At 31.7% G+C, this 24368-nt stretch carries 22 protein-coding genes and 6 tRNA genes; 15 read left to right on the top strand and 13 right to left on the bottom strand.

The window, feature by feature from the left end:
- A complete protein-coding gene (locus Q0P94_RS02035; protein ID WP_295113253.1) occupies positions 1-561 on the top strand; it encodes a GNAT family N-acetyltransferase in 561 nt (186 codons plus the stop codon).
- On the opposite strand, the gene Q0P94_RS02030 is transcribed toward Q0P94_RS02035, so the two are convergent.
- From Q0P94_RS02030 to Q0P94_RS01995, 8 genes are all read right to left on the bottom strand, one after another.
- Positions 550-3069 (bottom strand): CDP-glycerol glycerophosphotransferase family protein, encoded by a 2520-nt coding sequence (locus tag Q0P94_RS02030; protein ID WP_295113250.1) that lies wholly within the window; start codon positions 3067-3069, stop codon positions 550-552. The two genes, Q0P94_RS02035 and Q0P94_RS02030, sit on opposite strands and share 12 nt — an antisense overlap.
- Positions 3070-3082: 13 nt before the next feature.
- Complete coding sequence (locus tag Q0P94_RS02025; protein ID WP_295113248.1) at positions 3083-3592, bottom strand: hypothetical protein; 510 nt, start codon at positions 3590-3592, stop codon at positions 3083-3085.
- Positions 3593-3604: 12 nt separating this feature from the next.
- Entirely contained in the window at positions 3605-4408 is an 804-nt protein-coding gene (locus Q0P94_RS02020) for an ABC transporter ATP-binding protein (RefSeq protein ID WP_295113245.1), read from the bottom strand.
- Between the two features lie 12 nt (positions 4409-4420).
- Positions 4421-5188, bottom strand: a complete 768-nt coding sequence (locus tag Q0P94_RS02015) for an ABC transporter permease (protein ID WP_295113242.1) — start codon at positions 5186-5188, stop codon at positions 4421-4423.
- Positions 5189-5233: 45 nt separating this feature from the next.
- On the bottom strand, positions 5234-5524 hold the full coding sequence (gene hisE, locus Q0P94_RS02010) for a phosphoribosyl-ATP diphosphatase (protein ID WP_295113238.1): 291 nt from the start codon (positions 5522-5524) through the stop codon (positions 5234-5236).
- Entirely contained in the window at positions 5525-6331 is an 807-nt protein-coding gene (locus Q0P94_RS02005; RefSeq protein WP_295113235.1) for a CBS domain-containing protein, read from the bottom strand.
- Positions 6332-6345: 14 nt separating this feature from the next.
- Positions 6346-7698: an Asp-tRNA(Asn)/Glu-tRNA(Gln) amidotransferase subunit GatB gene (gene gatB / locus Q0P94_RS02000; RefSeq protein WP_295113232.1), complete on the bottom strand. Its 1353-nt coding sequence runs from the start codon at positions 7696-7698 to the stop codon at positions 6346-6348.
- 142 nt (positions 7699-7840) lie between these two features.
- The gene (locus Q0P94_RS01995) at positions 7841-8830 is read right to left on the bottom strand and encodes a radical SAM protein (RefSeq protein ID WP_295113330.1); all 990 of its coding nucleotides are present in this window, start codon (positions 8828-8830) and stop codon (positions 7841-7843) included.
- Positions 8831-9015: 185 nt separating this feature from the next.
- Here Q0P94_RS01995 and Q0P94_RS01990 point away from each other — a divergent pair.
- From Q0P94_RS01990 to Q0P94_RS01955, 8 genes are all read left to right on the top strand, one after another.
- Positions 9016-9088: transfer RNA gene (locus Q0P94_RS01990), tRNA-Asn, on the top strand.
- Between the two features lie 6 nt (positions 9089-9094).
- Positions 9095-9168, top strand: a tRNA-Ile gene (locus tag Q0P94_RS01985).
- 28 nt (positions 9169-9196) lie between these two features.
- A tRNA-Glu gene (locus Q0P94_RS01980) sits at positions 9197-9271 on the top strand.
- A 57-nt stretch (positions 9272-9328) separates the two neighbouring features.
- Positions 9329-9411 (top strand) — tRNA-Leu (locus Q0P94_RS01975).
- Between the two features lie 35 nt (positions 9412-9446).
- Positions 9447-9522 (top strand) — tRNA-His (locus Q0P94_RS01970).
- Between the two features lie 105 nt (positions 9523-9627).
- The gene (hjc, locus tag Q0P94_RS01965; RefSeq protein ID WP_295113229.1) at positions 9628-10035 is read left to right on the top strand and encodes a Holliday junction resolvase Hjc; all 408 of its coding nucleotides are present in this window, start codon (positions 9628-9630) and stop codon (positions 10033-10035) included.
- A gap of 56 nt (positions 10036-10091) precedes the next feature.
- Positions 10092-10240, top strand: a tRNA-Trp gene (locus Q0P94_RS01960).
- Positions 10241-10299: 59 nt separating this feature from the next.
- On the top strand, positions 10300-10914 hold the full coding sequence (locus Q0P94_RS01955) for an MBL fold metallo-hydrolase (RefSeq protein ID WP_295113225.1): 615 nt from the start codon (positions 10300-10302) through the stop codon (positions 10912-10914).
- Here Q0P94_RS01955 and Q0P94_RS01950 read toward each other — a convergent pair.
- Together Q0P94_RS01950 and Q0P94_RS01945 are read right to left on the bottom strand one after the other, a co-directional pair.
- On the bottom strand, positions 10903-11553 hold the full coding sequence (locus tag Q0P94_RS01950) for a TrkA family potassium uptake protein (RefSeq protein ID WP_295113223.1): 651 nt from the start codon (positions 11551-11553) through the stop codon (positions 10903-10905). The genes Q0P94_RS01955 and Q0P94_RS01950 overlap by 12 nt on opposite strands.
- 57 nt (positions 11554-11610) lie before the next feature.
- Positions 11611-13044: a TrkH family potassium uptake protein gene (locus Q0P94_RS01945; RefSeq protein ID WP_367270193.1), complete on the bottom strand. Its 1434-nt coding sequence runs from the start codon at positions 13042-13044 to the stop codon at positions 11611-11613.
- Between the two features lie 80 nt (positions 13045-13124).
- On the opposite strand from Q0P94_RS01945, the gene Q0P94_RS01940 reads away from it, so the two are divergent.
- The 3 genes from Q0P94_RS01940 to Q0P94_RS01930 all read left to right on the top strand — a co-directional run bounded on the left by Q0P94_RS01940 (position 13125) and on the right by Q0P94_RS01930 (position 17056).
- Positions 13125-14189 carry a UPF0104 family protein gene (locus Q0P94_RS01940; protein WP_295113217.1) on the top strand — a complete coding sequence of 355 codons (1065 nt, stop codon included), beginning with the start codon at positions 13125-13127 and terminating at the stop codon, positions 14187-14189.
- 77 nt (positions 14190-14266) lie between these two features.
- The gene (gene fhcD, locus Q0P94_RS01935) at positions 14267-15157 is read left to right on the top strand and encodes a formylmethanofuran--tetrahydromethanopterin N-formyltransferase (protein ID WP_295113214.1); all 891 of its coding nucleotides are present in this window, start codon (positions 14267-14269) and stop codon (positions 15155-15157) included.
- 57 nt (positions 15158-15214) lie between these two features.
- Positions 15215-17056 (top strand): hypothetical protein, encoded by a 1842-nt coding sequence (locus tag Q0P94_RS01930; protein WP_295113211.1) that lies wholly within the window; start codon positions 15215-15217, stop codon positions 17054-17056.
- Between the two features lie 5 nt (positions 17057-17061).
- Here the strand turns inward: Q0P94_RS01930 and Q0P94_RS01925 are convergent, their stop codons facing one another.
- Complete coding sequence (locus Q0P94_RS01925; protein ID WP_295113207.1) at positions 17062-18195, bottom strand: NAD-binding protein; 1134 nt, start codon at positions 18193-18195, stop codon at positions 17062-17064.
- Positions 18196-18263: 68 nt separating this feature from the next.
- Between Q0P94_RS01925 and Q0P94_RS01920 the strand changes: the two genes are divergently transcribed.
- Positions 18264-19805: an NAD(P)H-hydrate dehydratase gene (locus Q0P94_RS01920; protein WP_295113204.1), complete on the top strand. Its 1542-nt coding sequence runs from the start codon at positions 18264-18266 to the stop codon at positions 19803-19805.
- Positions 19792-20508, top strand: coding sequence for a DNA/RNA nuclease SfsA (gene sfsA / locus Q0P94_RS01915; protein WP_295113201.1), 717 nt, complete (start codon positions 19792-19794; stop codon positions 20506-20508). The genes Q0P94_RS01920 and sfsA overlap by 14 nt, the downstream gene beginning before the upstream one ends.
- Here sfsA and Q0P94_RS01910 read toward each other — a convergent pair.
- Positions 20458-21183, bottom strand: coding sequence for an NAD-dependent protein deacylase (locus tag Q0P94_RS01910; protein ID WP_295113198.1), 726 nt, complete (start codon positions 21181-21183; stop codon positions 20458-20460). The genes sfsA and Q0P94_RS01910 overlap by 51 nt on opposite strands.
- 83 nt (positions 21184-21266) lie before the next feature.
- On the opposite strand from Q0P94_RS01910, the gene Q0P94_RS01905 reads away from it, so the two are divergent.
- Positions 21267-22904, top strand: a complete 1638-nt coding sequence (locus Q0P94_RS01905) for a helicase C-terminal domain-containing protein (protein WP_295113195.1) — start codon at positions 21267-21269, stop codon at positions 22902-22904.
- A 17-nt stretch (positions 22905-22921) separates the two neighbouring features.
- Here Q0P94_RS01905 and Q0P94_RS01900 read toward each other — a convergent pair whose 3' ends face one another.
- A complete protein-coding gene (locus Q0P94_RS01900) occupies positions 22922-24100 on the bottom strand; it encodes an argininosuccinate synthase (RefSeq protein WP_295113192.1) in 1179 nt (392 codons plus the stop codon).
- Positions 24101-24368 lie beyond the last annotated feature (268 nt).

Genomic DNA, 24368 nt, shown 5'->3' with positions numbered 1-24368 from the left:
ATGGGTTATGAGACGTTTGATTCTGAAATTCATGATGTGGATAAAGTTGCTAAATTGGTGTATGATGTTGATTTCAGAACATTTGACATGCTTTTTAGTAGTCCTGCCAAAGCTGTAAGGACTATCGCTCGGGATTTGAAAAAAGAAAAGACTGATGATTTTTTTAAGGTTATCTTAGATGATAATAGAAATATCATAGGAATATTAATTATTTATACTTCAAAAACTTCTCATAAGTTTTATTTAAAATCATTAAGGTTGATAATCGTTGATATTTTAGATTATTTTGTGCTATGTGATATTGAGGATGATGATTTTTACATTGCTGAAATTGCAATTGATGAAAATATGAGAGGTCAGGGTTTGGGCCAAAAAGTACTTTTAGATGCTATTGACTATGCAAAATCAAGAAATTATAAACGTGTCATATTGGATGCGGATTTTAGAAATGAAGGTGCTAAAGCACTTTACGAAAAAATTGGCTTTAAAGTTTTCAATAAAAAAAGAGTAAAAATCGGAAGTTTTGAAAGGGGTATGAATAATATGGAGTTAATCCTTTAGAGGAACTTTTTTAATTGCTTCGTGAACCCTTTTACAGTTGTTTTTGTCATTGAATAAGAAGAATTCATCAATTCTTTTGGAATATTTTTCTTTAATTCTACAGTGGTTTTCAATATATTCTATAATCAGATCCACAAGTTCTTCTTCATTTTTACATATGTCTCCCATTCCCATTGTTTCATAATCAAAAAAGCTTTCTTCAACATTAAAGTGGTAATCTTCACCATATTGATAGTAAATCACTGGTTTGTATAGATATGCAAAATCAAAAGCCACTGAAGAATAATCAGTAATTAATAAAGATCCGTTGTTAAACAATGTCTGGAATTTAGTTTTTTCATAATCTATTTTTACATAGTCATTCTCATCGAATAACTCTATAAAATTGTACACATTCGGATGAGGTCTGAAGATAATTTCATAATTGTATTCTTTTGCTTTATCAATCAATCTTTCATTGTTTATCAAACTATTAAATTTTTTGAAATATTCAGTTTTTTCTATGTAGTCACTTGATTTCCCAGTCAGATATCTTCTCCATGAGGGCATAATAATTATTTCATGTTTATCTTCTATATTTTTTAGATTGTCATATCTAGGTAGGCCCTGTAATTGAACAACATCTTTTTCATAGTTGTAAGGATATGCAAATGTTGATTCATATTCTCTTTTTGAACTAACTAAAAAGAAAGATAAATTCATGTTCTTTTTATTTAACCAATCAGAAATATTGTCTTTAAGTATTCCATGCTGTAAAAATATATTATTCGATTTTAAAAGCCCTGCAAAAAATGGATAACTCCCCCAAAATGGGTATATGATTTCATTGTCAGGATGTGATGAAATTATATTTTCGACGTATAATCCTAAAAATCTATGTTTAAGAGATTTGTACGGTATTACCTTCCCAATTTTTTTAATATTTTCATAATCAGGATTTTTAGAATCTAAAATGAAGTATTTTTCAATATTTTCATCCTGTTTGACGGAATATTTGAAAAGATGCAGTCCGTTGTCATCAGACTCATTTGGTCTGTCCATATAAAACCATATTCGTTTATTTTTTAAAAATGGATATCCTAACATATAAGCTATTCTGAATGGGGCTGTTTTTATAAATTCAACTTTATATTTCATTCCTATATGGAATAATGACTTAATTTCCTGTTTAATCCATTTTAATCCAGTTTTTTTCTGAATTACAATGGTATAATTTTTCAAAATACTTAAGTAATGTTTGGTTTTGTTATATCCTACATTTTTAGAGAAATTGCATGGTCTTGAGAAATCTATATGCAACCTTTTATTTTCTGATTCAAATTCGAGTTCATATTTTTTATCAGTTGTCAAGGGTATTACTGCTTGAACGGAATACTCTGAAGCATATTTATGCCCTAAACTGTATTTATCATATTGTGGAAATTCTTTCAGTTCAGTTTTAATTTTTTCCCCATTCATTAAAATATCTAAGTTTCTTGTGGCTGTGTTAATCAGACTGACTAATATGTGTAATTCATTGTCAATAATATCATAAATATCGATGAATACAGTGCTCAGATTCAGTTTTTCTTTAAATTCATCTGGAATTTCACCATATTTCAATAGAAATGCAAATATCTTAGTGTCTTCATCAATTAAAATATTGTTTAATATTAGTTCATCATCGATGTAGGTAATGCAATGTTTTAATTTGGATAAATTCAATTCTTCTTTTGAAGTTTTAATAAATGAAATCCATTTGAATTGATTTAATAATTCATATTGTACAAATTTTGGAATTTCCTCAGAATTATTTTTGCTTTTTTCTATTAATTGATTAAAATTGTTTTCTATAAACTTGGAATATTCCTCTTTATCAAAACTTATTTCTTCTGTAGGCAAAATTTTTTCTTCAATATTTTCAATGTAATATTGTCCTGCTTTACAGATTCCTAATTTAGAATTTTTCAATGTTATCTCATTTAAAAAAGTGGCATGGCTATTGTATTCATTCAGATAATGGGTATCTTTAATCGATTCTTTTTTAATGATTGTGGAAGGACCTAATAACTGCACTGCCTCAGGATGTTCATATAAATCAATGATTTTTGTATCTTTAATGTCATGGTTTAGATATTTTTCAGTTCTTCCATTTTTATGGTAGAAAATTGGTAATATTAATAGATTAATGTCTTCATGCTTATTTAACACTGTTAATGAATGTTCTAATGTCTGTTCACTTAAATAATCATTAGCTTTTAAAAAAAGAATGTATTTTCCAGATGCGTTTTCAAGTCCGACATTATTGATGATGTCGGAATCAGATTTAATGTATTTTATGTTGCGAGGATATTTGTCAACATATTTTTTGCATATGTCCTCACTATCACCTAAATCATCTTCAAGTATGATGATTTCAATATTCTCTTCAAAATCTAGTGTCTGTCCAATTATTGAGTTGAGTGTTTTTTCAGCATCTTGCTTTGAATTATTGGTGCGTGTAATGATAGTAAATTTAAATCCACTCAACTTAATTCCTCTTTTAGTTTTGTGATTGTTTATAATCAGGATGCATTGTACATATTATGAATTCCAAATCCTTTTCAAGTTTTTTCATATCTTTATAATTGTTCATTGAAACGATGTAATCATGATTGTGATAATAAAAACTTGAATGTATATCTGTTTTATTTTCATTACTCATTTGTACTTGATACACTGTTATATTGTTGATTTTTTTATGAGTCATATTGGATACTTTGTCATAATCCTCTATATCTTGATATAGTAATGTTAAATTTATTAATTCTTCTCTTGGATAATTTTCTTTTCCAAGATCATAAATGTCAATTGTTTCGTTGCTATGTTTATTGTATAATTCTAGAGATGCATCATCGCTTTTTTCAACAGAAAATCCTTCAGGTAGTGTTATGGTAGTTTTTCCGAAAGTTGATATTGCACTACCAACTGTGGTTGAATTTTCTATTACCAAATACATTGACCCTAATCCTATTATTGCAATTATTATGATTAATACCCATCTTTTATCCATTTTTAAACCTTTTTATTTCTTTTTACTGCTTTTTACATAAGCTTCACAAACTTTTTTCGCTTCCCCTTCCATTACAATTTTTCCATTTTCAATCCAGATACATCTGTCACAGATCTTTTTTATTTGTCCTATGGAATGAGAAACAAGAAGAACAGTAACTCCATCTTTCATCATTTCGTTAATTTTTGCAGAACTTTTTCTTTTAAATTTAATGTCACCTACTCCCAATACTTCATCGAGTATTAGGATATCAGGTTTTATTGCAGTCGCTACTGAAAAACCTAATTTTGCCTGCATACCTTTGGAATAATTTTTTACAGGATAATTTATAAATTCCCCTAATTCTGAAAATTCAACAATTTCATCATATTTTTCCTTAAGGTATTTTTCGTCCATACTTAAATAGGCACCGTTTAAGAAAATATTATTTTTTCCAGTATAGTTTTTATCAAAACCTGCACTGATAGCCAGTAACGGTGCGACTTTTCCGTTTATTTTAACTGTTCCTTCGGTGGGTTCATAAATTCCGGAAATTATTCTTAAAAGAGTACTTTTACCGGCTCCATTAAATCCAAGAACCCCCATTCTTTCTCCTCTATAAACTTTAAATGAAATTCCATCAAGAATTCTGATTTTTTGTTTTTCTTTTTTATTTCTTTTTATTGTACGGATTATGTATTCTTTAAGGGTATCAATTTTATCTTTTGTAATTTTAAATTCCATTACCAAGTCTGTCACTTCAATAGCAACTTCCTTATCTCCGTCTTTTAGTATGGAATTTTTATTAGTTTTTCGAAATTTATCAAATATGCTCATATTTATTACCCTTTATATTTCTAATGCTAATTTTTTATCATATATGCTGAATAATAAAATTCCTATGAAGAATACTGTGAATGCAAAAACGGCTAAATAGGATAATGTGCTTGCATCGGGCACCACTCCATAAACCACTGCTTCCCTAAAGCATGAAATTGCAGAATAGATAGGATTCAATGAAAAAATCTTTTGGATTGTAACTGGAACAATTTCTATAGGATAAAATAATGCTGATGCGTACATTAAAATTAATGTAAATACATTGTACAAGTATCCAATATCTGAAAAATATGTATTACATACTGCTAGAATCAATCCTACTCCAAATATTAATATTATTAATAATAGTATTGGTATAATTGCATATACGCTTGTTAAATAGAACTTTGCTCCGGTTATAATCATTACTCCAAATAGAATTACAAAGGAAATTAAAAAGTTTACAAATTCATAACATACTGCACTAATTGAAAACATATATTTTGGCACATAAATCCTTTTTAACAGATTTCCATGTCTTTTGATAGATCCCATTGCACCTTTTGTTGCAGAGTTATAAAAATCATAAATTAGTCTTCCAGATAAAAAGTAAACCGGATAATTTTCAATTGATCTGCCGAACAACATTGAAAAAATTGCAGTAAATACTAACATTATTAATAATGGATTAAAGAAACTCCAAAGAATACCTAATACGGAATCTTTATATTTAGCAGTTAAATCTTTTTTAACTAATTCTTTTAATAAAAACTTCTTTTCAGCGACTGTATCAAACATTTTTTTACCAATATTCAGCTAATTATGAAAAAATATTTATTTAAATTATTTTCTTCTGCGAGAAAATTCTTCAAAAATTTCATCAATTTCCACACCTTTATAAACTAAAATTAAAAGTGTGTGAAAAATCAAATCCACAGATTCATATACTAAGTTTTCATCATTTTTTGCAGCGAGCAATACTTCCCCAGCCTCTTCGGCTATTTTTTCAAGTATTTTATCTTCAGCTTTTTTTTCACTGTCCTGCATTATATTTGATGTATAAGAATCAATAGGATTGTCTCTTCTTGATTCCAAAACTTCATATACTTCACGAATAATTTTATCATTATCCATTTAATCATCATCCTTTGATGCCTGGTCTTGGATACTTTCTGTAAGAGCAATTAATGGATGTTTGTCATCGTCAATGATTTCAATATCATTAAATGTTTTAATTCCTGCTCTATCTGCAGTTTTTTCCATTCCTAATTTAATGTCCTGACCTAAGTCAACAACATATGAATCAACAGTATCATATCCTTTTTGTTTGGATGCTACTGCTCTGTGATGCCCATCAACAAGAATCCAACGGTCTCCAGTTTTCACAACGATAGCTGGTTCTGCTAACCCTTTTTCTAATTCATATGCTCTTCCTTCAAGTTCATCAGCAAAAACCTTATCTTGTGTAGGTCTTAATTTATTAGTTTCAACAGGCATATGCCTTAAAGTAGTTTTTATTCCATACAGTTGTTCCATGGTTTTTTTGAAGTATTCTACTTTTGTTGGTGTTGACCTTTCGATGTGTGATCTGACCATATCTGTGTTTGTAATAATTCCGACTAATGCTCCAGTTTCATCTACAACAGGCATTCTTGAAATTCCTTTTCTAAACATTACTCTTGAAGCATCGTTAATTGCTAAATCTTGATTTGCAACTACTAATTGGGTAGTCATTAAATCTCTAACAGTGTCTGCCCATTCTTTTGATATGATGTCAAATGCAGTTATCATACCTACTAATTTACCGTTTTCAACAACGGGATAACTATTGTGACGACTTTCTTTCATAAGGTTGATAACTTCATCTGTTTTTGTTTCAGGAGTAACATTAATAACATTCTTTGTCATATAATCTTTAACATATGATTTTTTTCCTGCCATTTTGCATCCTCCATTTATTCAATATTCTCTTTTAATAATTTCACTGTTTCGCCAGGATCCGCTTTTCCACGGGTTATCCTCATAACTTGCCCAACAAGGAAATTGAGTGAAGCTTTTTGACCGCCTAAGTAGTCATCAACAGCCTTAGGATTTTCTTCAATAGCTTGTTTTACTGCTGCTAATACTTCATCATCTTTTACAACACCAAGTAAACCTAATTCTTCAGCAATAGCTTTTGGAGATTTATCATTGTTTGGCATTTGTTCTATGATTTTGTGTCCTGCTTTTGCGGTAATCTCTTTGTCTTGAAGCATTTTTAAGAACTCTATTAAATCTTCAGATGTAATTTCGCTGTCTGCAAAGTCTAGTTTATTATATGATAATACTCTTTTAAGTTCATCTCTCATGATTTTTGCAGCAAATTTAGAGTCAATTTCTTTTACAACTTCTTCATAGGCAATAGCTAAATCAAGTTCTGATGTTAAAACTTTTGCAGATTCTTCGTCGATATTATATTCCTCAACAAATCTTTTCACTTTGTTGTGAGGAGCTTCTGGCATGGTATCTAAAATTCTTTGGATGGTTTCATCAGAAATCTTCATTGGAGGTAAATCTGGATCTGTAATGAATCTGTAATCATCAGCATCCTCTTTCATCCTCATACCTACTGTAATCATTTGAGATTCTAGATATGCACGAGTTTCTTGTTTAACTTCAACTCCTCTTTTCATGAGGTTTTTTTGCCTTACAAGTTCAAATTTCAATGCTTTATAAGCACCTTTGATGGAGTTAACGTTTTTCATTTCCACTCTGTTTCCTCCATTGATGGAAATGTTAACGTCTGCTCTCATGGTACCTTCTCCACGAGCTCCTCCACTGTATTGTAAAACACGAATTAATTCTTTTAAGAAGTTTCTTGCTTCTTCAGGTGATTTGATATCTGGTTCAGTAACAATTTCAACTAGTGGAATTCCTGAACGGTTGAAGTTAACAGTACCTCTGTCAGGTTTAAATTGACCAGGGTCTTCTTCAGCGTGAATCTCTCTAATTCTGATTCCGTTCAATTCTCCGTTAATTCCAATTGGAACTGAAGTTCTCTGATAACCTGATGGTAAGTCAGGATAATCATAATGTTTTCTCATGAAATAAATAACATCTTGATCGATTTCACAGTTAAGCATTAGGGCAATCATTAATGCATTTTCTAATGCTTTTTCATTTGTTGGATGTGGTTTAGCACCTGGTTGATTCAAACAAACTGGGCAGATGTTTGAATTTATTGGTGCATCCTGATAATTGGTAGGACAATCACAGAATAATTTTGATTCGGTTTCTAATTGTACGTGGATTTCAAGTCCACACATCATATCAACATCGTCACTAATAATAATTCCTCCATAAGGATAATTTTTTAATAATTTATATTATAGTTATATTTGAACTATTAGATTTATAAAGATTATTAAAATAAAGTATTTTTGGCAGTGGTTTTTAAAAAAATTATTAAAATTAATATTTATTTTTTAAGGATTCTTTTACATATCTTTTTATAAATTTATCTAAATCCGGTGAAACTTCACTTTTTTTAGGTCCTAACTTAGTTTTATCTGTAAATGTTCCTTTTAAATCACGTCCTGCCCATTTCACTTCTTCTTCAACTCTTTTTCCATATTTTGTTCCAAACATTTTAAATAATGGGAATTTTGTTATTCCATTTGCTCCACTTAAGATTAATATTCCTATGTTTGCCAAATTATCAATCCAAGTTCCGCAAATGATTTCAATATCTGGAAATGCAAGTCTTACCTGTGCCACGACTTGTGCATAATAAAGGGATGCTGGTTGTGATGAATTTGCATAAATGGTTTCTTTATGGGGATTCAATGAATAGAATATTACTCTGTCAATGTTATGGTCTTTGATGTAGTCAATAATATATTGAACATCCTCTAAAGTTTCACCTAATCCTAAAATAATGGTTATTGCTTTTTTAAATCCGTAATCTCCAGCTGTATCTAACATATTACTTATGTCATCTAATTTTTTAGATGGGCAGACTTTTTCATGAATTTGGGGATTGGCAACTTCAACAGCACCTGTGATTCCTTTAATTTCTGATCCATATTCATTTAATTCGTCGGTAATTCCTGTATTTAACCAGACACCATCGCCGGTAATGTTTTTTATTGTTGTTGCAATATCTTTAATTTCTTGGGTTGTAAAAGATTCATATCCTCCAGATAAAAATTCAATATTCCAATCAAGACGTCTGCACATTTCTGCTTCCGCATAAATGTTGCTGATATTTCGTCTTGCTTTTTTTGGATCTTTGATTTTATCTTTTTGTGTTGACATATAGCAAAAAGCACAATCTCCTTTATCGCACCACCATGATAAGAATACTGCTCTTTCAAGGGTGATTAAGTTTCCGTGTTGCTTTAATGTAATTTCATTCGCTTTTTTTATTAAGTCAAATATGTTAGAATCCATATTTTTTATATTGATTCTTAAAGTTTATATATTAGTTCGTATAATGTATTATTGTGAAATTACTTTGTTTTTTTTCAAAAAGTTGAGAAAAACCAAAAGATTTATATACTATGTAATGCATAGTTATTATTACTGTTTAAAGTCTTTTGATTTTTAAACATGGGTTTATTGGTTGAGTAAATGGGTTGTTATATGCCATCGTAGCTCAGTAGGTAGAGCGTTCGGCTGTTAACCGATTGGTCACAGGTTCGAGCCCTGTCGATGGCGCTTCGAGGGCCCATAGCTTAGCCAGGTAGAGCGTCCGGCTCATAACCGGAAGGCCATGGGTTCGAACCCCATTGGGCCCATGTTAAATAAACTTTTATGTATAAGTATGCTCCGATGGTGTAGTCCGGCCAATCATTTCGGCCTTTCGAGCCGAAGACTCGGGTTCGAATCCCGGTCGGAGCATTTTAAAAAATTTGTTAAGATTTTTAATGGTTTCTATGTATCCTTTCTTTTTTATAAGCGGGGGTGCCCGAGAGGCCAAAGGGGACAGGCTTAGGACCTGTTGACGCAGGTCTTCCAGGGTTCGAATCCCTGCTCCCGCACTTTAACAATTTTTTTTATTTAATATTTTATAAATGCCGGGGTAGGGTAGGCGGTCATCCTCCGGGACTGTGGATCCCGGGACTCGGGTTCGAATCTCGGCTCCGGCCCCATTTTATAAAACTATTTTTTTTAAGATTTTCATATTACTTTTCAAATGCTCTCACGATTATTTTATATAATGTCTTTTAACAAATTAGTTAACATAAGGTGTAATCATGGCTAAAAAGGGTTCGGCTGAAGAAAGAGATTTGGTGCATAAACTTTGGGAAAGGAATTTTGCAGCTATGAGGGCTCCGGCTTCTGGTGGAGCAACTAAAAATCCATTACCTGATGTTGTGGCTGGAAATGGAAAGTTATATTTGGCTATTGAAGTTAAAACAACAACTAAAGACAAAGTTTATATTGATGCTCCTCAAATTGATGCACTTTGTGAATTTTCAAAAATATTTGGGGCAACACCATATATTGGAGTTAGATTTAAATATACTAAATGGTTATTTTTAGAGCCAAAAAATACTCCACGTACTCGTAATGGAAATTATAAGGTTGAAAAAGATTATGCTCTAGAAAAAGGCCTTGAAATAGATGAAATTGCTGGAATTGATAAACAAATGAAATTTTAGATATAGGGTAATCTTTATATATTATTAAAATATATTTATTATTGTATGTTATGTGTGGGGTTATGGTGTAACCTGGCATCATCTGGGACTCCAGTTGTCTTTGAAGAAAATATACGCGTAACTGAACAGTATCCGTTGTGATGAACAATTGGAGTACTGAGGCAAGAGATATCCCAGGATCGGGGTTCAAATCCCTGTGACCCCATTTTTATACAAATCTATTTTTCAAAAATTTTAATTACTTTATTGACAATATTATCTTTCATGAGTTCTAATGATATTATTTTTATTATAGGTTATAATTACGATTCAAACTGTTATTTGGTCAATGGAAATACTTTGGTCGATACTGGTGCAGGGGACAATAAAGATTATTTATTTTCTAAACTTCGTCAAAATGGTGTCGAACCTGATGATATTGAATTGATTATTAATACGCACTGTCATTTTGACCATATTGGTGGTAACTACTTGTTTCCTAATGCTAAAATTGCTGTTCATAAGGATGATGCGTTTTCTATGAAAAATAAAGATTCTTTAGGCACTTCAATGTCTGCTTTTTCAAATGATGCTAATTCAAAAGTAGATATTCAGCTTGAAGATGGTGATGAAATAGCTAATTTTAAAGTAATTCATACTCCTGGCCATACTGCTGGTGGAATCTGTTTATGGGATGGTGAAAACTTAATTACTGGGGACACTATCTTTGCTGGGGGTGGTGTTGGTAGAATGGATATCGGTGGAAATTTTGACGACATGAAAAATAGTGTTGAGAAATTAACAAAATTGGACGTTAAAAATATATATCCTGGACACGGTCCAACTGTAGAAAATAATGGGAAAGAACATATTAGAATGTCCTATTCATTACTTCTCTAATTTTTTAGAAACTTTTTTAAAGTTTCCTCTTTTTACAAGGACAGAAACCTTTTCTCCACGGCTAATAATATTGTCAGGTTGTGGAATTACTAAGTTTCCATTTTGATAAGTGGCAATAATGATGTATTCTTTTGTTGGAGATACGTCTTTAAAGCGTTTCCCTACAACTTTATCATTGGTTATGGTCATATCCAAAATTTCGGCATCTCCTTCTCCAAGAGTAATTAATTCCGCCACATTTGGTCTTGTAACAATTTTTTGTAAGTAACCTGCTGCGGTAATCTCAGGGCTGATTACCTGATCAATTCCCACTTCTTTAAATGCTTCTTCGTGATCAGGGTTACTTACACGAGCAATAATATTTGGGACATCATATTTTCTAACTAAAATACATGATAATAGATTAGCTTCGTCATTTCCTGTTGTAGCGATAAAGAAATCCGCATCTTCAATGTTAGTTTCTTCAAGTAGCTTAGAACTAGTACCGTTTCCACAAATAACTAACGCATCGAGTTCAGCTGCAACTTCTGTGCATAATGATTCATCACTTTCAATTAATGTAATGTCATATCCATCTTCAATTAATAAGTTTGCAAGTGCAAGTCCTACACGACCTCCGCCCATAATGATTACATACATTAAAATCGCCTCAATATATTTTTGATAATCAATATTTATTTTAAGACATTATAAATATTATCTTTTGAAAATCTCAAAAAATGCTCTTACGGTGATTAATACTGGATAAATTTCCAGTCTTCCAGTCCACATGTCGAACATACTTACAACTTTTAATATTGGATTTAATGTATGGTTTATTATTCCAAGTTCCAAACCGTTGTTACCTTGGAGAGACATTGCTGCAAATAAACTTTTGAAGGGGTCATATCCGAATAAACAGAATAATGCCCAAGTAAACATAATGAACATCATGTATAAGGTAATATAGTTTCCCGCTTGGGAAATTGACTTTTCAGGAATTTTATGTCCATTTAATTTTATTGGTACTACTCTTCCTTCTGGGGATAAAATTTCTCTGATATGTCTGTAGATTCCTTTGAAGAATGTAATCATTCTCACAAGTTTTATTGCACCTACTGTAGATCCGTTTGAACCTCCAGTTAACATTAAACACATCAAACATATGATTACAAATGAAGGCCAGCCTGCCATAACTTGTGGCATCGCAACACTTGCTCCTGTTGTTGTTATTGCTGATACTACTGTAAATAATATTTCTATTGGAACAATGTTTGAAATAAAGTAGATTATGACAGTCACAATTGCTATTACTCCAATAATAATTTGGAATTGTAAATCCTCAATTAAGGATTTTCCTCTAGTTTTAATTACTTTATAGTGAACTAAAAAGCTTGTAGCACCCAATATCATTAAAACTATTGAAATCAGGTAAATTACATCATTGTGGTAGTATCCCATATTTGCATTCTTTATGCTCATTCCTCCGGTTGAAATAATACTGAATGTATTGCATAAAGAATCAAATGCTGGCATTCCTGCTAAAAGGTATAAAATTAATCCAAAAATTGTATATATTAAATAAATTTCTAAGGTTTTTTCTAATGTGGTTTTGATACTTGGTTTAATTCTTTCTTCTCGAGCTTCAGATTGGTATAATTTTGATGAAACGGATCCTGGTTTTGTTAAGACTCCAATAACCATAACAACAACTCCCAAACCGCCAATCCATTGCTCAAGGGATCTGAAAAATAAGATACTATGAGGCAATATTTCAACATTTTTAAACATTGTAATTCCGGTTCCGGTCAAAGCGGACATACTTTCAAAAACTGCATCAATAAAGGGTATATGTGTTGCTAGCATAAAAACAAGTCCTCCAATAAGACTTGCCCATAACCATGCGAATGATGATATCATCATCCCATGTTTAAGCCGCATCTTTTTGGTTGTGGAGTTTTCGAAATATTTCATGCATGCTATCCCTAAGGCGATTGAAATTGCTGCAGGTATAACAAAACTAATCACATCAAACTCAAAATATATTAAATCGAAAATTAATGGAACAATGCACATTAATCCGATTCCTATCATTAAATAACCGGAATCTCTTGCAACAATCAATAAATCACTTTTCGTTATATACCTCATACATTGTTATAATTTGAATAAATTTCTATATAAATTTATAAGTAATAAAATGTTAAATTAAAATAATAGTTGGTAGTATTATGGACCGGAAAACTGTTTTGTTATTGTTGTTTAGTGTGTGTATTTTAATTATAATGCTGTGGTTTGTAGGTATTGATCAAGTTATTAGTGCTTTAACAATAGCTAATCCGGTTATAATAGTTCTTGCTATTCTTACTCAAGTTTTTACTTATTTTTTGTATACTTTAAGATGGCAAATCCTCAATAAACTCACAGATAAGGAAGTTTCTATCAGAGATTTGCTTCCAATGGTATTGGTAGGTCTTGCAGTAAATAATATTACTCCTTCCGGACGTGGAGGGGGAGAGCCTGTCAGGGCGTATATATTAGCAAAAAGGAAAAATTATCTGATGGAAGAAACATTTGCAACTGTTGTGGCCGATAGGGCATTGGATACATTTCCATTTGTAGTTCTTGCAGCTATTACTATTGCGGCGATGGCTTTATATTTTAATTTTGATTTATGGTTGCTTATTGTTATGGTTTTGGCCGTAATTGCTATAATAATTGTTTTAATGGTCTTGATTTACATGTGCATTAATCCTGGATTTGGTCAAAGGGTTGATGGTTGGATTATTGGTATTGTTAGAAGATTCTACAAGAAAAATACTGATGAATTCGAGCAGAAAGTACATGAGGTAATCTTCGGATTCCAGGACACTATGAAAATATTAATTTCAAATAAGAAAGTCATGTATTATACAATTCCATTGTCTTTTGTTATTTGGATTTTTGAGATTATAAGGGTTTATTTAGTATTTCTATCTTTTGGAGCCAATGTTGGTTTAATTACAATTGGTGAAGTATTCATTGTAGCATCTTTAGTTGGTATGATTCCTCTTCTTCCGGGGGGTTTAGGTGCTATTGACGGGGTAATGATTATATTTTACTCAGCTGCGGGTATTTCTTCTTCAATAAGTGCTGCAGCAACTGTTGTTGAAAGATTAATTTCATTTTGGATGGTAACTATCATTGGTTTGGTAATTTTACCGTATTATGGTTCATCCGTTCTGGATAAAATTTCATTTTCATCATCTTCAGAGGAACTTGAAGAGGCTTTGGAAGATGACCTAAATGATAAATAGAAAACTTTATTTTTATTCATATTCATAAAATTAATTATCACAAAAAATTAATTTTTTGTAAAAATTATGGTGAAACTATGGAAATTAACGGTGTAGAAATTAAAGATACTTATGCAGAAGGTTTCGGAATCAAAGTAACTAGAATTTTAGTTACTGCAGCAACCGAAGAATTAGCAAAAATTGCAGCAACTGAAGCAACCGGTTACGGAACTTCTGTTATTGGATGTCCTGCAGAAGCAGGTATTGATTGTTTTGTACCAGCTGAAAACACTCCTGATGGAAGACCTGGTTATGTTATCATGATTTGTCAAGGTGGTAAAAAAGCACTTGATCATGAATTAATGGAAAGAATTGGAATGTGTATTTTAACTGCACCAACTGCAGCAGCATTTAACTGTCTCGAATCTGAAGATGTTTTAAAAACTGGTAATAAATTAAAATTCTTCGGTGACGGTTACGAAACTGAATTAGAAATTGATGGAAGAAAAATACACTCTATCCCAATTATGTCTGGTGACTTCTTAGTAGAATCTGCATTCGGTTACAAAGATGGTGTAGCTGGTGGAAACTTCTTCATTTTAGCAAAAGATCAAATGACTGGTGTAGAAGCAGCTCAAGCAGCTGTTGCTGCTATTAGTGAAGTTGAAGGTGTAATAACTCCATTCCCTGGAGGTATGGTTGCATCTGGTTCTAAAGTAGGATCCAACAAATACTCCAAATTCTTAAATGCATCCACTAATGAAAAAATGTGTGTAACTTTAAAAGACAAAGTTGACTCTGATATTAGAGATGATGCTGATGGTGTATTTGAAATAGTTATTGATGGTGTAGATGAAGAATCTGTAAAAGCAGCTATGAAAGCAGGTATTGAAGCTGCTTGTGCTGTAGATGGTGTACTTGAAATTAGTGCAGGTAACTTCGACGGTAAATTAGGTTCTGCAATCATGCACTTACACGAATTATTCTAGAGAGGATAACTCTCTTTTCTTTTTTTTATTTTATTTATTTTTAAGGGATTGGGGGCAATGAAATTAAAAATAAAATTCAACTTTATCACTGTCTCTATGTTATTAGTTCTTTTTTTAAGTATCGGCATTGTTTCCGCTTCTGATAATATTACTGATATTATTGATGTTCAGGATACGGTTGGTTTTTCTCAAAGTGATGTTGGTGTTGATTTAACTGGCACTGTTAATGAAACTCATGTCGATGAAACGGTTGAGGTTAAAAACACTTCAATTAAGTCTAATAATCCGACTATATATTATAAGGAAAAAGGTGAACTTGTAAGTTATTTGAGGGATGATAATAATCAACCGATTCAGAATAAAACTTTATCAATTTTTTTAAATGGCAAAATTTACACAAAAGTCACAAATGAAAATGGAAAGATAATTTTAAGTTTAAATCTTAAGCCAAATACTTACAACGTTAATATTAAATTCAATGGCGATGCAAATTATTCTGCAAGTGAATATAATGCGATAATTAAAGTTATTAAGGCTCCATTAGAAATAAAAACTAATAATTTTAATACTTATTGGAAATCAGATTTATTTTTTAAAACAAAAATAACTAATAAGGTTACTAAAAAACCGGTAAGTGGGGTTAAAGTTTTATTTAAAGTTTGTTATGGAAAAAAAATATTTAAATTTTATTCAACTACAAATAATGCGGGTATAGCCTCTTTAAATAAAAATTTGAATGTTGGATCATACCGGGTTTATGTTTCATTAAGTGATAATGAACAAAAGAAATATTTTATTTATAAAGATTCTAAAGCCACAATGAATATCAAACCAACAGCGGAGGTAGGGTGCTGTTCATTTTATCTTCAGATAAGTTATTCTGAAAGTTTAACAGGATTTAGAAGGGATTCAACTTATTCTGTGAACATTAACATTAAACCTGTGGTATGGAATGGAAGATTGGCTTTAAAGCAATATAAAACTAATGGAGGGTATTCTTTCCATTCAATTACTACTGCTGATGGTTGGATGATTGGAACTGGTGGAGCAGATGGTGCTAGTGTAAATAAGGCGATTGAAAACCTTGCTGGACAAATGGTTAAATCTGGTGTTATCCAAACATCTAAACTGCAATCTATTAGAAGTTATATTAGGTCTTTAGGTTTTAGTATTGGACATTTTGCTATTAAAGCACCTAATGGGAGATATGCTTTAGTATGGACTGGTGGAATGAAGTTTGGAACATTGAAAGCTGGTGAATACATTTCTGTCCCAAATTCAATATCCTGTTTCCGTCATGGTAAATGGACTAGTTTCAATAGCAATCCTGTAACTGCTGCCGTTAAGATTGGTGCTAGTGACAGTTATGGAGTTAATAGACGTGATATTACAGTATTTCATTGGAAAGCAACAACAAAAGAAGGTTCTACAACCTCATTGGTAAGGGCGTATGCCGCTAATGATAATGGTAAAACTGTTGGTCTAAGTACTGGATATCTGAAAGATAATGTCTATTTTAAAGACAGACTCTTCAGTAAAAATATACTTCCAATGGCTCCAAATAACAAATATCTGGGTTATTATAACTTTGGATATATTAATAAATACAAGATTCAAACAATTGTCGATGCACCTCAAATTAATGCATCTTTGGGTACTTCAAAAATATTTAAAGTAACTGTTAAAAATAAAGCTAATAATGTCCCTCTCAATGGAGTTACTGTTAAATTAAAAGTTTTTACAGGTACAAAATATTATATTTACTCAATTAAAGCAGTAAATGGGGTCATAAGTTTTAATACTTCAAAACTAGGTCTTGGAAGCCATAAAGTTGTTATATTCTCAGGATATGATACCTTTTATATTTCAAGGGTTAGTAGAATTTTGATAGTTAAATAGAGATGCTACATCTCTAATTCTTTTTTTGTTATTTGAGCTATTTGTTTATCGTTTAAATTTTTACCTATAATCTCTTCCTGTTTTTCCAAATCTTTTATTAATGCATTGAAAGTAGCATTGTCCGGTCCCGAAATTACATGTGAATGAATATTATTAACACTGTGGTATAAGTTATCTAAGGATTTTTTAGCATCAGGATTTGACTTCAAGTATTCATTAAATTTCTTACCGTCAGATAATTCCATGGTATTGATTTTACGCCGTAGGGGTGTTTCAATTCCAGGAATATGGTAGTCAATATTTTCAAGGTTGCATTTGTGTTTGCTGATTATTTTGAACTCATCAAAGATTTCATCGGAGGTATGTCTTACTGTTAATCTTAAGAGATGAGGTTTTGCTGATTGATAATAAAGATCTTTGCCCCCAATTATTTCTGGGGATACGACTTTGTTTGCACCGGCTTTTATAAGTCTAGGTTCATTTTCTAGTTTGCTGCATCTTGATACAATCCATGCATTAGGATTGGTTTCCCTGATTGTTAACACGATAAATAAATTTGTAACGTCACTTCCGGTACTTATTATTACACTTTGACATTTGTCTCCAGCTAATTTTGCTATTAAATCATTTTCAGTGGCATCTTTATTAATGACTACTACCGATTCGTTCTCTTCAATATCTTCACTATTCTCTTCATTTTTTTCAATAATCACTACATTCTGATTTCTGTGGATAAGTTCATTCAAAACCACTTTTCCCACTCTTCCGTATCCGCAAAGAATGTAATATTCATCCATTTTTTCAATTGCATTCATTTTTTTAGCCCCTTTGGAATATGTTTTCATTTTTTCATGGAAACTTGTTAGCATTATATTAAATACGTATGCCAGTAATGCAACTCCTCCCAATGCTAATGTTGTTGCAAATATTTTTTGGAGGTTTGTAACGGGTATGTAATCTCCATAACCCACAGTTGCCATAGTAATAACTGCATAATAAAGTGAATCTGTAAAATTCAGTCCCATTATGAAATGTGAACCGATTATTCCATAAGCAAATAAAATTAAAATTAGTATTAATCCATTTGTAAGGTATTTAGTTGATAGTTTTGATAATAATTTTAGGGTAATTTTTCTCATGAGTTTTTTTCCTTGTATTAAGATAATTATATTTATATTAGATACTTATATTTAATTTAGGTGATTATTTGCATCCGATAGATATGATGGTTACAGATTATAATTGTGAATATTTAGGTTTATCAAGGCTATGTTTAATGGAATCCGCAGGGAAATCTCTAGCGGAGGAAGTAGGTAAAATTGCAGTGTACACTTTTGCTAAACCTGTAAAAGTGGTAATTTTTACAGGTTCTGGTGGAAATGGTGGAGATGGATTTGTCGCTGCAAGATATTTATTAAACAGAGGTTATGATGTGGATATTTACATGTTAAAAGACAATATTCGCTCAAATGATGCAAAAACTAATTTTGAAATCTTAAAAAACATGAAACCTCGTTTGTCACGTTTGAACATTTTTAATTTAAAAACACTTGAAGACATTAATTCATGTGAAGTTGCCAGAAGCAAGGACTCAGAATTTGTTATAGTGGATGGACTTTTGGGAACTGGAATTAAAGGAAAATTACAAATTAATATTAAACGAGCTATTGAAGTTATTAATGAATCCAGTGGTGTTAAAATCAGTGTAGATGTGCCATCAGGAATGGACCCTCTAACTGGGGAAGTAAGTGATTTGGCTGTTGTTCCGGATTATACAATAAGTTTTCATAAAATAAAAACTGGTGTAAGAAATGCTGAAGAAGAAGATGTTGGGGGTCTTGTGACTGCAGACATTGGTATTCCATTTGAAGCAGAATATTTTGTTAATTATGGTGACTTTTTAAGGTTCAATACTCGTGATGCATCATCTCATAAGGGAAATAATGGACGTTTGCTTGTAGTTGGTGGAAGTAAGGATTATTCGGGCGCTCCAGCTATTGCAGGGATGGCGGCTATTGGTGCTGGTGCAGATTTGGTTTATGTTGCTGCTCCTAAAATGGCTGCTGAAGCCATTAAAGCTACTTCTCCTGATTTGATTGTCAAATCTCTTGAAGGAAATAATTTATCTTTAAATCATTTGGATGAACTGTTATCCTTGTCGGAAAAGGTTGATGCAGTATTGATTGGTCCGGGTGCAGGTATTGATGAGGAGACATCTAAATTGTTTAATGTATTAGTGACTAAGATTAAAAAGCCAATTGTTTTGGATGCAGATAGTTTGAAACAGGTTGAAATATCTTTAATCAAAAATCGTGAAGATATTATATTGACTCCCCATATATTTGAGTTCAAATCAGTATTCAAAGTCACAGATGATTTGAAACTGGATATTGATTCATATGATTTTGCTAAAGTTGATGAAAACATTACTCAATTTCAACAAATTACTCGTCAAATCAGGGGATCTGTAATTATTAAAGGCCAATACGATTTAATTTTATCTGGTTCAAGATTCAAAATCAATAAATCTGGTAATGCGGGGATGACTGTTGGAGGTACTGGTGATGCACTTGCCGGAATCGCTACTAGTTTACTTTCACAAGGTCTGTCAAGTTTTGATTCAGCTAGTCTTGCTGCATTTATTAATGGTCTTGCGGGAGATGAAGTTTATAATGATAAAGGAAATGGATTTTCAGCAACAGAGTTGGTTTCCTATATTGGCAGTGTGATTAAAAATGGATTATGTTAGGGGAATTTTTAAGGCAAGACCCAACAGATTCATTGCTGAAGTGGAAGTTGGGGGTCAACTTGAAATTGCACATGTGCCGAATACCGGAAGATGCAGGGAACTTTTGGTTGAGGATGCTGTTGTCTGGTTAAAACCGTCAGATAATCCAAATCGTAAAACTAAATTTTCACTTCACTTTGTTGAAAATAATGGTGTTTTGGTATCACTTTACTCTCAGCAAGCTAACGGTATTGTTTATGATGCAATAGTTGATGGTAAAATAATAGAACTTTCAGGTTATTCTCGTCATCAAAGGGAAAAAACTGTGGATAATTCCAGAATCGATATATACTTGGAAAACTCAAATGATGACTCTTGCTTTGTTGAGGTAAAAGGGGTGACATTGATAATTGATGGTGAAGCAAGATTTCCTGATGCACCAACTGAAAGAGGTGTCAAACACTTAAAAGAATTAATTAAGCTTAAAAAAGAAGGCAATCGATGCGTTGTATTTTTCCTGATCCAGCATCCTGCAGGCAATTTCTTCAGGCCAAACTGGGAAAATGACCCGGTTTTCAGTGAAACTTTAAATGAAGCATATGCTAATGGTGTTGAAATACTTGTCTATAAATGTGATAATCAGTTGGATGGGATAGAGGTAATTCCTGAATCTTTAGACTTTGATTTGGGACAATGTTTCGCCGATGGCGTTGTTGATGACTAATGTTGCAAGATTGTCGTATGGAGTTTCACTTTTATTGATTAAGACAAGATTTTTTCCATTGAAATAATTTATTAGACCTGCAGCGGGATACACGACAAGTGATGTTCCGCCAATAAGTAATGTTTCGGCATTTTGAATGTAATCAATGGAAAAACTTAAAATTCCATCATTTAAAGGTTCTTGATAAAGTACCACATCTGGTTTTATAATTCCTCCACATTCACATTTAGGAATTGATTTGCTATTTAGAATATAATCTAAATCGTATTTCTTTCCACAAATCTGACAATAGTTTCTATGGATACTTCCATGAAGTTCTAAAACATTTTTACTTCCTGCCTTTTGATGAAGTCCATCTACATTTTGTGTAATGATGGCTTTGAGTTTTCCAGTCTTTTCTAATTCTGCCAGCTTTAGGTGGGCTGGATTTGGGTGAGCATCTGTGAAAACAAGATTTTCTTTATAGTATCTGTAAAATTCTTCGGTATGGTCCATATAATATGAGTGGGAAACTAAATTTTCTGGTGTATCTCCATATTTTTCTAAACTTTTGAAGATTCCGCTTTCAGATCTAAAATCGGGAATTCCACTTTCTGTTGAAACTCCTGCACCTCCAAAAAATACTATGTTGTCTGATGAGTCGATTATTTCCTGTAGTTGATTAATTTTGGACATGATTTACTATATGTTATAAACTTTTAAATATAATTATTTGACATATTTATTATTATCAACTTGTTATTAAATGGTGGGGTTTTTTGCAAAATAATAAGTCTAATCTTGATTGGATGGTTTTTTGGTCATTTAAGGGTCATACTCCTAGAAATAGTCAAATTAAACTTATTAATAAAATTAATTGGGCTATAGGTGAAGGATATAAAAATATTATTTTGGAGGCGGGAACAGGAACTGGAAAATCTGCCATTGCAACAACTCTTGCTAACATGTATGAGGACTCATATATTTTAACAATGACTAAACAACTTCAAGAGCAGTATTTGGATGATTTTGATGACATGCTTGTAGAAATCAAGGGAAGGGCAAATTATCTTTGTAATTATAATGGAAACTGTGATTTTTGTATCAAAGAGGAATATAATCTACAGAAATGTAATGATTGTGATTTTAGTACTGCTTTTAAAAAAGCCAAAGAATCTGACAATGTAATCACTAATTATGATTTTATATATTATATGGGTGTTGCAAACAAAATGCTTGATCCGCGTGAATTATTAATCTTGGATGAGGCACATAATTTGGAACGTAAAATGTTAATGTTATCTTCTCATAATTTGAATAGGGAATATATTTCAACAAAATTTGGTGTAGATATTTTTGAGCCTGTTATGGAAAATACTAATTCATATCATAATTTAAAAAGAAATTCCAACTATTGGATAGAATTATGTGATGAATTGGCAAATCTTTGTAAAAATCAGATTAAGGAAATTGAAGCGGTGCATAAAAGAGATGTTCAGGTTACATTAGATGAATTTGAAAGTGACCCAAATAAATTTTCAAGCAGTGATTATATTGAAAAGCAAAGATTGGAAACAGACATGAAAAATTTTGTTTTAATAGAAATGGGTTTAAAAAGCAACGAATTAATTATTGACCTTCCCGAAATTGATTTAATTTTGAGTAATAAAATGGATATTTCAGCGGAATTCAAACCTTTTTCTGTTTCGGAAGATACTGAAAACTTATTGAAATTAGGCAATATTCGTATTTTTTTAACAGGGACATTGGGTGATAAAAATAAATTCTGCAAATGGAATAATATAAATCCCGACGAAACTTTTTATATCTATGAAAAGTCCCCTTTTGATGTCGAAAAAAGACCAATTTTCATGGACTTTGTCGGAAGTATGAGTGGTAAGACAAGAGGAATTCCAAACTGGAAAAATGAAAAAGCAATTGATAAAATAAGGGATATTTTGGATAGATATAAAAATGAAAAAGGTGTTATTCATACTTCAAGTAATGAACAGGCATTTTGGATTTGTGAACATCTAAAAGATTATCCATTAGTGTTTGTCGGTGGCGAAGATAGGAATTATATATTGAAGGATTTCAGTCAAAATGAGGATAAAGTAATTCTCATCGGAGCTTCCATTAAAGATGGTGTTGATTTTAAAGGCGATTTGTGTCGTTTCCAAATTGTTTTTAAGGTTCCATATCCTCAACTTAATGAACAGGTCATATACAGAAAAGAATTGGATACCTCTTGGTATTATTATCAGGCAGTCATGGCATTAATGCAGGCATATGGTCGTGGAATTAGGGATAATGATGATTATTGTGATATGTATATAATCGATTCTGACTTTATAAATCTATTCGATTTCAATAAAAGGTTCTTCAATGAATATTTCATTGAAGCGATAAAAAAATAGTTGTGATAGCATTAAAGCTATCTGTTTAATTTTTGATAATTTGCTGCTTGAAGACCGTGGTATTTAATCATACCTTCAACTTCCCTTTGGTCAGTTTCTTTGTCTTCAAAGGTAATTTGTTCGATGCTGTGTAAGCTGAATGGAGATTTTCTAACAATAGGTTGGATTGAACCTTTGAATATTTTCATAACGACTTCTCCGCTTACTCTTTCTTGCATGCTGTCAATTGCTTGGTCAAGATCGTTTCTTAATGGTTCTTGCCAGAGTGCTCTGTATACTAAATCGGAGTATAATGTTGACATATATTCAGCAAATCTTAGTTCATCAGTAGTTAAAACTAATTCTTCCAATGCTTGGTGAGCTGGAATTAATAATTTTGCACCAGGAGTTTCGTAGATTTCCCTACTTTTAATACCAATCATTCTGTTTTCGATTGTATCTACTCTACCAATTCCATGTGCTCCTGCAATTTCATTAGCTTTTTTAATGAGGTCTATTAATGGCATCATTTCACCATTAATGGCTACTGGAATACCTTCTTCAAATTCTATGGACACTTTTTCAGGTTCATCTTTAGCATCTTCCCATGAGGATGTCCATTCATAAATATCTTCTGGAGGTTCGTTTGCAGGATCTTCTAAGACATCTCCTTCTATTGCTCTTCCCCAGAGATTTTCATCAATACTGTAAATTTTATCATAGCTTAATTCAATTCCTTTAGATTCAGCATAAGCTTTTTCTTCTGTTCTTGTTAAATTCATTTCTCTGATCGGTGCGATAATGTCTAAATCAGACATTGCAAGAATAACTGCTTCGAATCTGAATTGGTCATTTCCTTTTCCGGTACAACCATGTGCAATAGCTGTTGCTCCTTCTTTTTCAGCAACTTCAATAATTTTTTGAGCAATTAATGGTCTTGCAAGAGCAGTACTTAATGGGTATCCTTCATATTCTGCATTTGCTTTGATTCCACGTGCAATGTATTCATTTGCGAACTCTTCTTTAGCGTCAATGTTGTAATGTTTTAAACCACCGATTTTGGAAGCCATGGTTTTTGCTTTTTCCATTTCTTCTTCGCCTTGGCCTACATCTACACATGCAGTAATAACTTCGACATCGTATTTTTCTTCTAATAATTTAACACATACAGAGGTATCAAGTCCACCACTGAATGCTAAAACTACTTTATCAGTCATATAATCACCGTAATAATTTTAAATAAAAATGAAATATCAAGGATTATTTATATCTTTAATAGTATTTATAATTAATAAAAAAAGTTGACAGGGCTTTTTCAAAAACTTTGTTGATTTTCGAAAACATGCTCTCTCTTCAGAATTCAACTTCAAATTTTCTAAAGTAATTTTTATTCAAAAGCAGAAGTTAATCATTCGAAATAGAATTATTACTCAAATCCTTCGATAATCCTCTGTTCATCTTTAAACAAGCTCATGACATGTTCCA

It is taken from the genome of uncultured Methanobrevibacter sp. (genome assembly GCF_946184425.1).
In the GTDB taxonomy this organism is placed as follows: Archaea; Methanobacteriota; Methanobacteria; order Methanobacteriales; family Methanobacteriaceae; genus Methanocatella.
Note: the sequence above shows the minus strand (reverse complement) of the source record. Positions and strands in the feature narration are given on the sequence as shown.